General features: G+C 29.4%; 10 protein-coding genes. 7 read left to right on the top strand and 3 right to left on the bottom strand.

The window, feature by feature from the left end; translation table 11 throughout:
* Positions 1–21 precede the first annotated feature (21 nt).
* Genes AVENP_RS10180 through AVENP_RS10170 form a run of 3 tightly spaced genes read left to right on the top strand, consistent with a single transcriptional unit; the run spans position 22 to position 8,409 of the window.
* Positions 22–6,828: an autotransporter domain-containing protein gene (locus AVENP_RS10180; RefSeq protein ID WP_172664287.1), complete on the top strand. Its 6,807-nt coding sequence runs from the start codon at positions 22–24 to the stop codon at positions 6,826–6,828.
* Between the two features lie 23 nt (positions 6,829–6,851).
* Positions 6,852–7,586: a peptidylprolyl isomerase gene (locus AVENP_RS10175; protein ID WP_128357876.1), complete on the top strand. Its 735-nt coding sequence runs from the start codon at positions 6,852–6,854 to the stop codon at positions 7,584–7,586.
* 1 nt (position 7,587) lies between these two features.
* On the top strand, positions 7,588–8,409 hold the full coding sequence (locus AVENP_RS10170) for an alpha/beta hydrolase family protein (protein WP_128357877.1): 822 nt from the start codon (positions 7,588–7,590) through the stop codon (positions 8,407–8,409).
* A 41-nt stretch (positions 8,410–8,450) separates the two neighbouring features.
* Here AVENP_RS10170 and AVENP_RS10165 read toward each other — a convergent pair whose 3' ends face one another.
* Genes AVENP_RS10165 through AVENP_RS10155 form a run of 3 tightly spaced genes read right to left on the bottom strand, consistent with a single transcriptional unit; the run spans position 8,451 to position 10,796 of the window.
* Entirely contained in the window at positions 8,451–9,161 is a 711-nt protein-coding gene (locus tag AVENP_RS10165) for a hypothetical protein (protein WP_128357878.1), read from the bottom strand.
* A 26-nt stretch (positions 9,162–9,187) separates the two neighbouring features.
* Entirely contained in the window at positions 9,188–10,228 is a 1,041-nt protein-coding gene (gene ftsY / locus AVENP_RS10160) for a signal recognition particle-docking protein FtsY (protein ID WP_128357879.1), read from the bottom strand.
* 10 nt (positions 10,229–10,238) lie between these two features.
* Positions 10,239–10,796 carry a TlpA family protein disulfide reductase gene (locus AVENP_RS10155; protein WP_128357880.1) on the bottom strand — a complete coding sequence of 186 codons (558 nt, stop codon included), beginning with the start codon at positions 10,794–10,796 and terminating at the stop codon, positions 10,239–10,241.
* 61 nt (positions 10,797–10,857) lie between these two features.
* Between AVENP_RS10155 and AVENP_RS10150 the strand changes: the two genes are divergently transcribed.
* Genes AVENP_RS10150 through AVENP_RS10135 form a run of 4 tightly spaced genes read left to right on the top strand, consistent with a single transcriptional unit; the run spans position 10,858 to position 14,388 of the window.
* Positions 10,858–11,397, top strand: coding sequence for a 5-formyltetrahydrofolate cyclo-ligase (locus tag AVENP_RS10150; RefSeq protein ID WP_128357881.1), 540 nt, complete (start codon positions 10,858–10,860; stop codon positions 11,395–11,397).
* A gap of 10 nt (positions 11,398–11,407) precedes the next feature.
* Positions 11,408–12,952: a ribonuclease Y gene (gene rny, locus AVENP_RS10145; RefSeq protein WP_128357882.1), complete on the top strand. Its 1,545-nt coding sequence runs from the start codon at positions 11,408–11,410 to the stop codon at positions 12,950–12,952.
* Positions 12,953–12,978: 26 nt separating this feature from the next.
* Positions 12,979–13,575, top strand: coding sequence for a 16S rRNA (guanine(966)-N(2))-methyltransferase RsmD (gene rsmD, locus AVENP_RS10140; RefSeq protein WP_128357883.1), 597 nt, complete (start codon positions 12,979–12,981; stop codon positions 13,573–13,575).
* Positions 13,576–13,587: 12 nt separating this feature from the next.
* On the top strand, positions 13,588–14,388 hold the full coding sequence (locus AVENP_RS10135) for an ABC transporter permease (RefSeq protein WP_128357884.1): 801 nt from the start codon (positions 13,588–13,590) through the stop codon (positions 14,386–14,388).
* The last annotated feature ends 16 nt before the right edge of the window (positions 14,389–14,404 follow it).

The raw sequence follows: 14,404 nt of genomic DNA, 5'->3' as shown, positions 1-14,404 counted from the left end.
AAACTAAGGAGCGCTCTAAGAATGAATTCATTCAGAGTTGTAGATACGAGATTTCGTATCTTAAAAGGTGGAAAAATAGGATTATCACTGTCTATTGCTTTGATAACTGCAATGTCAACACTCGGTAGTATTAATGCTTACTCAGAAACTTTTTTTGATGGAGTAACAGATGGTACTACTTATACTTCTGGGGATGTTTCAGCTAGAGCAAAATCAGATACAGGTATTTCCTCTGCAAATTATTCAAGTATTTCAACGACAGAAAATATAATCTTTAAACCAGATAGAGTAAAATCTTCTTATATTGGTGTTAATGATTTTGAACCTTCAGGAACTTCATCAGTTTCACAAGGCACTGATGGAACTATATCAACAACTTTTATGAATAAATCTGATGGAACATATTTAGATATTAATGGTGATGTAACTCCAAATTATGACAAATTATATTACCAAACTTTTACTCCTAGTACTGCTTTTACAGTTACATTAGATTCAGGTGCAACAGTAAATAATATAATCAAACAAACTTCACAATATTATTCTGTAAATAATACGGCTACTTATACTATTCAAAATGATAGTTACACTGCAAATTTAGTTTTTGATGGTTCAAATACTGTTTTGGGAACTACAAGTATTGATGATGGAAATATCAAGTTAAACGGAAGTGCCTCTTTTGGAGGAGCCGTAAATGCTGGTTCTATAGATGTTGATACTACAAGTAATATTACCTTTGATTCATCAGTAGATTTATCAGCAGGAACTACAGATGCAATGAATTTTAGTCAAGCAGGAGTTGTACTTTTAAGTGATGATTTTACGGGAAATGTTACTTCAAGTAGTGATAATCTTGGAACACTAACCGTTGTAGGAAATAGTACTGGAAAAGAACAAATTATTACAGGAGATATTGGAACATCTACTTCTTCTGACATAAATATTTTAAATATTGGAAGTAACACTGTTTCATCAAACTATTCTAAAACAGTTGTAAATGGAAATGTATTTGCAAATAGTACAGTATTAAATAATAATGGAACAACAAATAGTTCAACTTTACTTTTGTCAGATGGTTCTAATATAACTTCAACAATAACAACAGCTGATTCAAATATGGGTATTTTAACTTTGGCTGGAAGCTCAACTGTAACAGGAACTGTGGGTTCAACAGGAAAATTAGCTGAGGTAAATTCTGGTGCAACAGGTTCAACTTCAACATTTACAGGAACAGTAAATGCTACAAATCTAACAAATACGGGTACAGGGACTACAACATTCAAAGATGATGTAACAGCAACAACAGTAAATGTAAATGCAGGAACAACAAATTTTGAAAAGAATTTGACAGCTACATCAACAAATATAACAACAGGAACTGGAAATTTTAATACAGTATCTGGAAGTACAAATTCAAATATAGTTTTTAGTGGAGCAGGAACAGCAAATTTATATGGTGATTTAACTGGGAATATAGTAACAACTTCAGATAACCTAGGTACAGTAACATTTATAGGTGATGGTGCAGGAAAAGCACAAACAATAAATGGAAATATTGGAAGCTCAATTACAACTGATGTAAATGTTTTAAACATAGGAGAAAGTGGAGTTTCTTCTAATTATTCTACAGTAACTGTAAATGGAGATATATTTGCAAACAGTACAGTATTAAATAATAATGGAACAACAAATAGTTCAACTTTACTTTTGTCAGATGGTTCTAATATAACTTCAACAATAACAACATCTGATTCAAATATGGGTATATTGACATTAGCAGGAACATCAACAGTAAATGGACAAGTAGGTACAGATAGTAATAAATTAGCAAATGTAAATGCAGGAGCTAATGGTAAGACAGCAACATTTACTTCAGATGTGTATGCAACAAACCTAAATGTAACAGGAACAGGAGCAGTAGATTTAAATGGAAGTTATAAAGGGACAACGCTAAATTATAACGCAGATGGAAGCGTAAATCTAGCAGATACAAAGAATATAACAGCAGCTGTAACAACAACTACAAATGATACAGGGACATTAAATCTATTAGGAACATCAACAGTAAATGGACAAGTAGGTACAGATAGTAATAAATTAGCAAATGTAAATGCAGGAGCTAATGGTAAGACAGCAACATTTACTTCAGATGTGTATGCAACAAACCTAAATGTAACAGGAACAGGAGCAGTAGATTTAAATGGAAGTTATAAAGGGACAACGCTAAATTATAACGCAGATGGAAGCGTAAATCTAGCAGATACAAAGAATATAACAGCAGCTGTAACAACAACTACAAATGATACAGGGACATTAAATCTATTAGGAACATCAACAGTAAATGGACAAGTAGGTACAGATAGTAATAAATTAGCAAATGTAAATGCAGGAGCTAATGGTAAGACAGCAACATTTACTTCAGATGTGTATGCAACAAACCTAAATGTAACAGGAACAGGAGCAGTAGATTTAAATGGAAGTTATAAAGGGACAACGCTAAATTATAACGCAGATGGAAGCGTAAATCTAGCAGATACAAAGAATATAACAGCAGCTGTAACAACAACTACAAATGATACAGGGACATTAAATCTATTAGGAACATCAACAGTAAATGGACAAGTAGGTACAGATAGTAATAAATTAGCAAATGTAAATGCAGGAGCTAATGGTAAGACAGCAACATTTACTTCAGATGTGTATGCAACAAACCTAAATGTAACAGGAACAGGAGCAGTAGATTTAAATGGAAGTTATAAAGGGACAACGCTAAATTATAACGCAGATGGAAGCGTAAATCTAGCAGATACAAAGAATATAACAGCAGCTGTAACAACAACTACAAATGATACAGGGACATTAAATCTATTAGGAACATCAACAGTAAATGGACAAGTAGGTACAGATAGTAATAAATTAGCAAATGTAAATGCAGGAGCTAATGGTAAGACAGCAACATTTACTTCAGATGTGTATGCAACAAACCTAAATGTAACAGGAACAGGAGCAGTAGATTTAAATGGAAGTTATAAAGGGACAACGCTAAATTATAACGCAGATGGAAGCGTAAATCTAGCAGATACAAAGAATATAACAGCAGCTGTAACAACAACTACAAATGATACAGGGACATTAAATCTATTAGGAACATCAACAGTAAATGGACAAGTAGGTACAGATAGTAATAAATTAGCAAATGTAAATGCAGGAGCTAATGGTAAGACAGCAACATTTACTTCAGATGTGTATGCAACATCTACTAATATATCTTCAGGAGAAATAAAATTTGAGTCAGATTTGACAAGTGATGTTATTGCCTTAACTTCTGGTGCTGGTGTCATAACTTTTGTTGGTGATACATCAGGAAAAACTCAAACTGTTACGGGAAATATTGGAAGTTCAGGTAATTCAATAAATACTTTAAATATTGGAGATGGAGGAGTAGGTAATTACTCTAAAACAGTAATAGATGGAAATGTATATGCAGCAAATACAGTTTTAAATAATGATACGACAAATAATTCTACGTTAGAACTAACAGATGGTTCAAATATAACTTCAACTATAAAAACTTCTACTGATGGTCAAGGTATTTTAACTTTTGTTGGTGATTCAACTGCAACTGGAACAATAGGAACTGACACAGAAAAATTAGCACAAATAAATGCTGGAGCTGATGGAAAAACAGTTACTTTTAATTCATCAATAAATTCTAACAACTTAAATATAACAGGCGATGGAACAGTTGTATTAGCTGATAATGCAAATATAAATGCTCCAATTTCAACAACTACAAATAATGAAGGAACACTAACTCTTAATGGTACTTCAACTGTAAGTGGAGATGTAGGAACAAGTACTAAAAAATTAAAAGAGATAAATGCAGGAGTATCTGGTGAAACAGTAACTTTTGAAAATGCTGTAAATTCTACAACTTTAAATGTAGCTGCAGGGACAGTAAATTTAAATACAGTATCAGGAAATACAACATCAAATATAGTTTTTTCTGATACAGGAACTGTAAATTTAAATGGTGATTTAACAGGAGATATTAATTTTTCAGGTAATGATGCAATCGTAAATGTATCAGATGGAAAGGGTATTTTGGGTTCTGTTCAAACTCTTGCTTCAAATAATACAGGAATTTTAAATTATAAAGGTGATGGAGCTATTTCTGGTAATATTGGAAGTAGTATCACTAATGGAATTAAAGAACTTAATATTAATACTAATAATGAACAAAATACTCCTGATGGCGTTATAGCTGGTGTTGTTGGATTAGCAAGAGAGCTTTATGCTGATGTTGTTGCTCTTGAAAATAACGCTACTTTAACACTTTTAGATAATACAAATATGCTAAATTCAGGTTTAGGTTCTGATAAAATTTTTATTACTACTGATGTAACAAATACAGGAACATTAAATTTCAAAGGAACTTCTAATATCACTGGTCAAGTTGGAGAAAGCAATAAGGTGTTAAATACTATTAATGCAGGAGTAACAGGAGAAACAGTTACTTTTAATGATATGGTATACGCAACAACTTTAAAATATTCTGATAATGGCACTGTTGTATTAAATGGTAATACAACAACTGATACTTCAGAAGGTATTATAGGAACTGTTGATTTAAATAACACTACTGGTACTTTAGAAATAGGAGATGATGTAAATCTAACTACTGGAACATCAGGAATTCAATTTGCTAATGCAAATGATGCCATTTTAAAATTTACAGGTAATTCAACAATTACAGGTGTATTAGGTGGAAATACAACAGGAAACTCTACCTTTGAGAGAATTTATGCTGGTGCAGATGGTTCAACAGTTACATTTAAAAATGATGTTTATGTTGAAGAGAGTAATGATACAACACTTCATGTAAGTGGAACAGGTACAGTTAATTTTGAAGGTAATTTAACAGGTGATTTAATCTATGATGCTGATGGTACTGTAAATGTTAGTGATGCTAAATCAATTATTGTTTCAACTGTTCCTACAGCTGTAAGAACTCAAACTGATAATACTGGAACTTTAAACTTCTTAGGAACTACAACACTTTATAGTGATATAGGTACAGAAACTAAAAAACTTAAAGATGTAACTTTTGCTTTAGAAGGTACAAGTTCTGATACTTATACTCAAACAATAAATAAAAATATATATGCTCAAAATACATATATTGGTAATGGTTCAAATTCTGTAACAGTAAATGTTTCAGATGATATTATTTTTGGTGGGAATCTAGATTTAAAAGATAATACAACTTTAAATGTAAGTGATAATGATATTACTGTTAAAGATACTTTAACAATGGCAAGTAATTCAAAAATTAATTTTAAAGTATATACAACAGATTTAAGTGCAGGTCAAGCAGTTGAAAATGCAGATTCTGGAAGTATAACTTCTAATAGCCTTACGATGGCCAGTGATGCAAAAATTAATATTGATTATGTAGGTAGTTGGTATGGAGCTGGAAAATATAATCTGATTACTTCAAGTAGTGTAAGTGGTACTTATTATGGTACAGAAGCAAATGGTTTAGTAAGTGATAATAGTATTATTGATTCTATTGTAAAAATAGATGGAACAAATCTTACTTTATTTGCTGATAGAACAGGAGGTGGATCTTATGATGCAGATGATTTATATATTGTTAAATCTGAAATAGGAGATCATTATTCAAATGGAGCTTCTCAAGCATTAGCAGGTTATGCTAATGAAGCAAATAGAGAAGGTGCATTAGCTGACATAATTAGAGACCTTGAAGAGTTACAAGGTGGTACAACTCTAAGTGCTGATAAAAAAGCTGAAATGATTAAAACTCAAAAATTATTAGCGCCAGTTGCAAATAATTCAGGAATTCAATCTACAATAATTGCATCAAACCTTGTTTTATCTACAATTAAAGACAGAATGTCTGATGTTAGAGGTTCAACTAGTATGGATTTTATTCCTTATTCTGGATATTCATCTGGAGATTATGGACTTGATAATTCATTATGGATTAAAGCTTTAGCTTCAAAAGCAACTCAAAGTAAGGTAAAAGATTATGATGGTTATGATTCAAAAAGTACTGGATTTGTAGCTGGATATGATAGAACTTTAAAAGATGGTACAACGGTAGGGGTTGCATTAGCTCACTCTAATACACAAATTGACCAAGCAGATTTTAGAAAAGGTGATACTTCTGAAACAAAAAGTACACAACTTACAATTTATACAGAACAAGAGTTTGGAGATGCTTATATAGATGGGTTATTATCTTATGCTAAACACTCAACTGATGCAACTAGAACAGCTAATTCAGGGCAATTATCTTCATCTGTAGATGCTGAACAATTATCAGCTAAGATTGAATTAGGATATAGAGTTTATTTTGAAGATATTGCAACTTTAACACCATTTACCTCTATTGAGTATGGAACATTAAATCAAAAAGCATATACTGAAAAAGGTACTAAATATCAAAACGATGCTTTAAAAGTTGATTCTGTTAAAATGAATAAAGGTACAGTTGGAGTTGGTGCAAAACTTACAACAAATCTAAATCTTGGAGATGCTTTAATTATTCCCGAATTAAGACTTGCAGTTTATAATTCTATTGGAGATACGAATGCTGATATTAAAGCTCAGTATGTTGGTGGTGGAAATCAATTTGTAACCCCAACGGAAGATTTAAATAAAACAATTTATAACGCTGGTGCTGGTCTTAATACAACACTTAGTGACTCTTCAAGTTTGATTTTTGGAGTAGATTATGACAGAAGTAAAGACGGTAAATTTGTAGGATATTCTGGAAATGTATCATTTAAACTTAGTTTCTAATTATTATATAACAAAGGGTAAAAATGAAAAAAATTATAACTATAACTTTATGTAGTCTTTTATTTAATGTAAATCTATTTTCATCAGATGAAAAAGAGATTGTCTCTTTCACTGCACAAAAACATAAAGTTGACTTTTATAAACAAAACTCAAAAGTAAAAGATGTTTTAGCTAATGAGTATGAAAAAGTAGAAAAATTAGCAAAAGTTTTAGAAAAAGATAAAATGAAAGATGATGTTAATTTAAAAACAGCAAAAAATATTATTACAGTTGATATTTGGAGTGAAAAGTTTTTAAGAAGTTACAATCCAACAGAATTAGAATTAAATGAACTATTTAAAATAGAAAAACCAAGAATTGTTGCAAAATATGAATTAAGAAATATTTTAGTAACTTATGAAGAGAACGCAGATAAAATTATCAGTGCTTTGATAAAAACTAAAACTAAAAAAGATAGACAGGACTCTTTTATAAAATATGTAAAATCAGTTTCAAATGATTTAGCTTCAAAACAAAAAGATGGATTAAGTGAGTTGGTTGATATAAATAAATTAAATGCAGAAATTAAAAGTGCACTTGATGGTAAAAAAGAGGGTGATATTATAAAAGTAAATCTAAAAGATATTGGTACTCAAATTATTCTTATAGAGAAATTCATCCCTGAAAAAGAAGCATCTTTTGAAGAGTCAAAAGATGCTTTGATTAATCTTGCAAAAAGAAAAGCATTAGCTAAAGAGATAGATTTATTATTAAAATAATATGAAAATAAATCTGTTAATTTTTTTAATAATTACTTTCTTTTCTGGTTGTTTAAGCACTATTCCAACACCACAAGATAGAGAAAAAACTCTAATTTCTTTAAAAAATAAAGAGTTCTCTTTAGTTAACATTCAAACTTCTTATTTCCCTTTATTATCTTTACAAAAAAATATTAAAAATTGTGAAAATAAAGATTTAAAAGTTTATATTGAGGGCGATGGTTTATCTTGGATTACAAGAACTACAATTTCTTCAAATCCAACACCAATAACTCCTACCGCTTTAAAACTTATGAATCAAGATTCTTCTGAATGTAAAGTATATCTTACAAGACCTTGCCAATATTTAGATTCAAGTGAATGTAGTAAAAAATATTGGACTAGTAATAGATTTGATTCAAAAGTTATAAAAACTTTTGATGAAGCACTAAATAGCCTTAAAAATAGTTATAAAAATAAGAGTTTTACTTTAGTTGGATATTCAGGTGGTGCAGCAATTGCAGCATTAGTTTCTTCACAAAGAGATGATATAAATAGATTTATAAGTGTTGCTGGAAATTTAGATACTTTTAAATGGACTTCAATTCATAATATATCTACTTTAGATGGATCATTAAATCCTGCAGATTTTACAAAAGAGCTTGAAAATATTGAACAATATCATTTAATAGGTAATCAAGATGATAATATTCCTAAAGAGGTTTTTTTATCATACCGTTCGAAATTTGATAGAAAAGACAAGATAAATTATAGATATTTTGATGCAACACATAATTGTTGTTGGGAAGAACCATATAAAAAGTTTTTGCAAGAATTAAAATAAAGATATTTTTTCCTCAAATTATACAATTTGAGGAAAAAGAGTTATTGAATTTGTATTTTCATCCTAAAATATCTAGGAAAATTGTTTTTTAAAGAGCTATCCATTTCAACAGGAAAAGCTTGAATAATAGAAGATTTAATAAGATTAAAATAGTTTTTATTTCCATCTATGAAAGTTAATTGTTCATAGTTTCCATCTTTTAAAATAGTTACTCTAATATTTGCATAATCATCATTTTTAATAAGACTTCTATCAATATTTTTTTCTATTATTGAATAAATTTTTTGTTCAATACTTTGATTAAATAATACCATTTTAGCTTTTTCATCACTTACAACTACTTGTTTTTCTTCTGATACAACAGCTTTCTCTTCTTTTACAGTTAGAAGAGGTTCTCTTGTCTCTTTAATTGGCTCAATTGTTTCTTCAATTGCTGGAGTGTCTTTGGTGTTAATAACTTCTTCTATTTGTTCTCTTTGTGTAAGAGTTTCTAGGGGAAGATTTTTTTCAGTAGTATCAATTTGCTCAGAAATTGTTTCATCTTTTTTAATTTCATCTTTATTAACATCATTATTAAATAATTTTTCATGAATTAATGCTTCAACTTTTTTTTCTATAGTAGTTTTATTATCTTCAACTATTTCAGTTTTTTCATCGCTTGAAAAAAAGAAACTATAAGCTAAATATATTAAAACTGCAATTATTAAAAGTAAAAAGGTATCTTCAAAAAAAGATTTAGTTTTTGCTCTCAAAGTATTTTCCTTTTGATTTGATTTTTTTATTTTTCAGCAGTATAAATTTCGTTAAGTAAACTATCAACAAACTCATCAGGTGAAAACTCAATTAAGTCATCTTGTTTTTCTCCAATTCCCACATAAAAAATTGGAAGTTCAAGTTGATTTGAGATTGAAAATAAAGCTCCACCTTTTGCTGTTCCATCAAGTTTTGTAACAATTATTCCATCAATTCCAACCATTTCATTAAATGCTCTGGCTTGTGCAATTGCAGTATTTCCTTGTGTTCCATCTAAAATCATAAGTTTTTGATGTGGAGCATCAGGCATTGCTTTACTGCAAACTTTTACTATTTTTTTAAGCTCGTTGTTTAGATTTGTTTGAGTTTGAAGTCGTCCTGCTGTATCAATAATTACATTATCAATATTTCTAGCAATTGCCGCGCTTATTGTGTCATATGCAACTGCTGAAGCATCGTGCCCTTGTTTTGTTTTGATTATTGGAACATCTAATTTTGCTGCCCAAGTTGAAAGTTGCTCAATTGCAGCTGCTCTAAAAGTATCACCAGCTCCTAAAATAACAGATTTTCCTTGTTTTTTAGAGATGTTTGCAAGTTTTGCAATTGTTGTAGTTTTCCCTGCACCATTAACACCAATAATAAGTCTTACAAATGGTTTTGGTAAATTTGATAAATCAACATTTGGAGCATGTTCAAAAAGCATTACAAGTCTATGTCTTAACTGTTTTCTTGTAATTTCATCAGGAAGTCCATTCATCGCTTTTTCAATGATTTCATATTCCATATCTGCTTCAATTAGAAGTTCTTGAATATCATCAAAAGATATTTTTTCTTGTTTTTGCGGAACTACAGTTTTAATAGTTGCAAAGGTTTTTTCTAAGGCTCTTGAAAAAAATCCTTTTTGCACTTCTTCCTCTTTTTTCTCTAATTCTTCTTTTTGAATAATTTCATCATTTTTTACTTCAACAGGATTTGCATAAACTTGATTTTCTTCAAGTTGTTCTGTTGAAAGTTCATTATGTTCTAAATTACTTTCTTCTTTTTTCTTTTTAAAAAAACTGAACATTAATTAACCTTTATCTTTCTAATACTTTTTTTATATCTACTTCTAGCATTTCAGATGGAACTAAACCAACATATTTTTGAAATACTGCACTATTCTTATCAATTAAATACATTGTAGGAATAGATTTTATTCCTCCTAAATTTCTAGCAAGATCAAATCCATCAGGAGAATTTACTACTTCATAATTAATTTCAAAATCTTTCATAAATGCTTTTAATTCTTCATTTGTTTTCATTTCTTCAAGTAAAACTGAAATAACAACGAAATCATTTTTGTAGTCATTTTGTAATCTAACTAAATTTGGGATTTCAGCTTTACAAGGAGGACACCATGTTGCGAAGAAGTTTAATAAAACTATTTTATTTGGGTAATCTTTTAATATAATTTTATCTTTATCTAATTTTAGATTTATTATACCGTCATTTGTTGTTTTTAGTTGAAATTCAGTGATTTTATTTACTTTTTGAGTAGTTGTCTCTTTTGAATCTTCGTTTTTATCTTTAGAATCACACCCTGTAAATAATAAAATAGATAAAATTGACAAAAATGCTAAAGTTTTAAACTGCATTTTAATTCCTTTGGGTAAAATTATTTGTTGGGTAGAAATTTTACCCAAGTGAGGCTTAAATATGAAAAATGATCACAAAAGTGATTTTAGAAAATCGTCTATCAAGAGATTAGAATTTACAAGCCTTTTTTTAAAGTATTACAAAAATAAAATAATTGTTAAAAAATTAGAAGACTTTATAAAACGAAGTGATTCAAAGAATATTTTGTTGTATATACCTTTGGGTATAGAAGTTGATGTAAAACCGTTGATAAAAAATTTAAGAAAGACAAAAAGTAAAAATGTCTATGTACCGTTTATGCAAGGGGAGAGTTTTAAAATTGTTAAATATAGATTACCCTTACATAAAAAGAGATTTGGAATAAAAGAACCGAATAACTCTTTTTTTAAAGCTAGAAAAATAGACTTAGCGATTGTTCCAATTGTAGGAATTGATAAACTAGGAAAAAGAATAGGTTTTGGAAAAGGAATGTATGATAGATTTTTTGATAAATTAGATTATAAACCAACGATAGTTTTTACACAGTTAGTACTTTGCAAAAGTGAAAAAATTCTATCCGATAATTACGATATTCAAGCTAATTATATAATAACAAATTAAGGTTTTGAATATGGAATACATAATAGTAAGTGCAATTATTGCAGTGCTAAGTTCTGCGGTAAGTATATTTATTGTAAGGAAATTAGACAAAGCAAAGTTTCAGGTTTTTATTGAGCAAGCAAAAGCAAAAGCTAAATTTATTGAACATGAAGCTGAAGTAGCTTTAAAAGATGCACAATTAAAAGCAAAATTTGAATGTGATAAAGAGTTTAAACATGCACGTAGAGAGTATGATATCATGCTTTCAAAAATAGAAAAAAAAGAGCGTGAGCTAAATGATCATCTTGAATCAGAATTAAGAATTATCAAACAAGAAAAAGATGATATTATTGATAAAAATAGAAAAATTACAGCTTTAAAAGATGGAATTGAACAACAAAAAAAGACTTATGAAGAAAAAACTTTAGAAGCTATAAAGATATTAGAAAATGCCTCGGGTCTAACACTTCTTGAAGCAAAAGATTTGATGCTTAAAAAAGTTAAAGAAGATTCAAGAGCTGAAATTTCTTCTATTTTTAGGAAAAAATATAAAGTAGCAGAGCAAAATGCTAAAAATGAAATTAATAATATGCTTTCTCACGCAGTTACAAGATATGCTGGTGAATTTGCAGCTGAAAGACTTATTAATAATGTGCCAATTAATGATGAAGAAACAAAAGGTAAAATAATTGGAAAAGAGGGGCGAAATATTAAAGCTCTTGAAATGTTATTAGGTGTTGATATTATTATTGATGACACGCCAAATACAATTACTATTTCATCTTTTAATCTATATAGACGTGCGGTTGCTACTAAAACTATTCAAGAACTTCTTGAAGATGGAAGAATTCAACCAGCTAGAATTGAAGAGATTTATAAAAAAGTAAAATCTGAATTTGATAAAAACATCCAAAAAGAGGGGGAAGATGTTGTTTTAGAACTTGGAATTAAAACTATGCATCCAGAACTTATTAAACTTGTTGGAAGATTAAGATATAGAGCTTCTTATGGACAAAATGCACTTGCTCATACACTTGAAGTAGCTCACTTAGCTGGTTTATTAGCAGCCCAAATGGGTGGGGATGCAATTCTTGCACGTCGAGCTGGACTTTTACATGATATAGGAAAAGCCTTAACTCATGAAATGCCAGGTTCTCATGTACATTTAGGTGCAGAAATTTGCAAAAGATATGATGAATGTGATACAGTTATAAATGCAATTTATGCCCACCATGGACATGAAGAACCAATAAATGTAGAATCAGCTTCTGTATGTGCTGCTGATGCTTTAAGTGCTGCACGACCGGGTGCTAGAAGAGAAGTATTAGAGAGTTTCCTAAAAAGAGTTGAAGAGGTTGAAAATATTTCAACAAGTAAATTGGGTGTAATTAATGCCTATGCAATTAATGCAGGTAGAGAAGTGAGAGTTATTGTAAAAGCTGAGCTTGTAAATGATGATGAAGCTGTATTATTAGCAACTGAAATTGCAAAAGAGATTGAGCAAAAAGTTCAATATCCAGGTGAGATTAAAGTGAGTGTTATTAGAGAAATACGAGCTGAAAGCTATGCTAGATAAAAAAATCTTAACAAGGTGTTCAAATTATGAAAACTGAAAAACCAACAACAAAAATTATAGCTGGGAAGTATAAAGGAAAAATTTTAGAACTTCCCTCATTGGATGTAACTAGAAGTTCTAAAGCTAGACTAAAAGAGTCTTTGTTTAATGTTTTGCAGTTTGATATAATTGATAAAATTTTTATAGAATCCTTCGCAGGAAGTGGTTCTATTGGATTAGAAGCTATTAGTCGAGGAGCAAAAAGTGCTTACTTTGTTGAACTTGACAGAAATTCATATCAAATATTACTTAGAAATTGTAAAGCTGTTGATATTGAAAAATGTCAGACAGTACAAGGTAATACTTTTGTCCAAACTCCATTATTTGTAGATTTTTTAAGAAACTCAAAAAATGAAATTATTTTATATATTGATCCTCCTTTTGATTATAGAGAAGGAATGGATGACATCTATAAAAAATCATTTACAATGATTGAAAATATAGATGTTGATAATATTTATATGATTATAGTTGAACATGTTTCAACTTTAGAAATGCCAGACGTTTTGGGTAGATTTTCATTAAATAAAACTAAAAAATTTGGTAAAAGTGCACTCTCTTACTATTTTTATACTCAAAAATAAAAGAAAGAAAATATGTATAAAGTGGCTTTATATTTATTAATTACAGTTATTTTAGCAATTTTTTTATTGCCATTTTTATATGCAGTTTCACCTTATGAATTAGACCCATCAAAAATTTTACAAGCGCCATCTTTAGAACATTTATTTGGTACTGATAGACTAGGTCGTGATATGTTGGCTAGGATTTTAGAAGGTGGTCAAACTTCATTAATCATTGGATTTTTAGCAGCTTCAATTTCATCAATAGTAGGACTTTTTATTGGAATAAATGCAGGATATTTCAAAGGTAATATTGATAAAACAATTACGATTATGATTGATTTATTTTTGACATTTCCTACTTTTTTCCTACTTTTAGCTTTGGTTTCATATGTTCAAGCTTCAGCTGTTATTTTAATTATTGTAATTTCAATTACTGGTTGGATGGGAATGGCTAGAATGATTAGAAGTGAAAGTTTTGCCATTGGAAATAAACCCTTTATCAAAATTTTAAAAGTTGCAAATGTTTCAACATTTAAAATCATTTTTAAATATTTTGCTCCACTTTTAGCGCCAATTTTTCTTATCTCTTTTACTTTTGGAGTAGGTGGCTCAATCTTAGCAGAGTCAGGACTTTCATTTTTAGGTCTTGGAGTTAATCCTCCTGCTATGTCTTGGGGAAGTTTATTAAGTGATGGAAAAGCTGTTATTGATATAGCTTGGTGGGTTAGTTTTTATCCTGGACTTATGATATTTATAATTACTTTTTGTTTGATACAAATTAGTGATTATCTACAAGGTTTAGCAAACAAAAAAGAGATTATTCAAAATTAATTTTAGAATTGTTTTT

Source organism: Arcobacter venerupis (genome assembly GCF_013201665.1).
GTDB classification, from domain to species: domain Bacteria; phylum Campylobacterota; class Campylobacteria; order Campylobacterales; family Arcobacteraceae; genus Aliarcobacter; species Aliarcobacter venerupis.
The sequence above is the reverse complement of the archived record's forward strand: the minus strand, read 5'-3'. Positions and strand labels throughout refer to the sequence as shown.

Bases quoted from the DNA above. Each gene is read 5' to 3' on its own strand.
- AVENP_RS10180 (WP_172664287.1), top strand. From the start codon at position 22: ATGAATTCATTCAGAGTTGTAGATACGAGATTTCGTATCTTAAAAGGT.
- AVENP_RS10175 (WP_128357876.1), top strand. From the start codon at position 6,852: ATGAAAAAAATTATAACTATAACTTTATGTAGTCTTTTATTTAATGTA.
- AVENP_RS10170 (WP_128357877.1), top strand. From the start codon at position 7,588: ATGAAAATAAATCTGTTAATTTTTTTAATAATTACTTTCTTTTCTGGT.
- ftsY (WP_128357879.1), bottom strand. From the start codon at position 10,228: ATGTTCAGTTTTTTTAAAAAGAAAAAAGAAGAAAGTAATTTAGAACAT.
- AVENP_RS10155 (WP_128357880.1), bottom strand. From the start codon at position 10,796: ATGCAGTTTAAAACTTTAGCATTTTTGTCAATTTTATCTATTTTATTA.
- AVENP_RS10150 (WP_128357881.1), top strand. From the start codon at position 10,858: ATGAAAAATGATCACAAAAGTGATTTTAGAAAATCGTCTATCAAGAGA.
- rny (WP_128357882.1), top strand. From the start codon at position 11,408: ATGGAATACATAATAGTAAGTGCAATTATTGCAGTGCTAAGTTCTGCG.
- rsmD (WP_128357883.1), top strand. From the start codon at position 12,979: ATGAAAACTGAAAAACCAACAACAAAAATTATAGCTGGGAAGTATAAA.
- AVENP_RS10135 (WP_128357884.1), top strand. From the start codon at position 13,588: ATGTATAAAGTGGCTTTATATTTATTAATTACAGTTATTTTAGCAATT.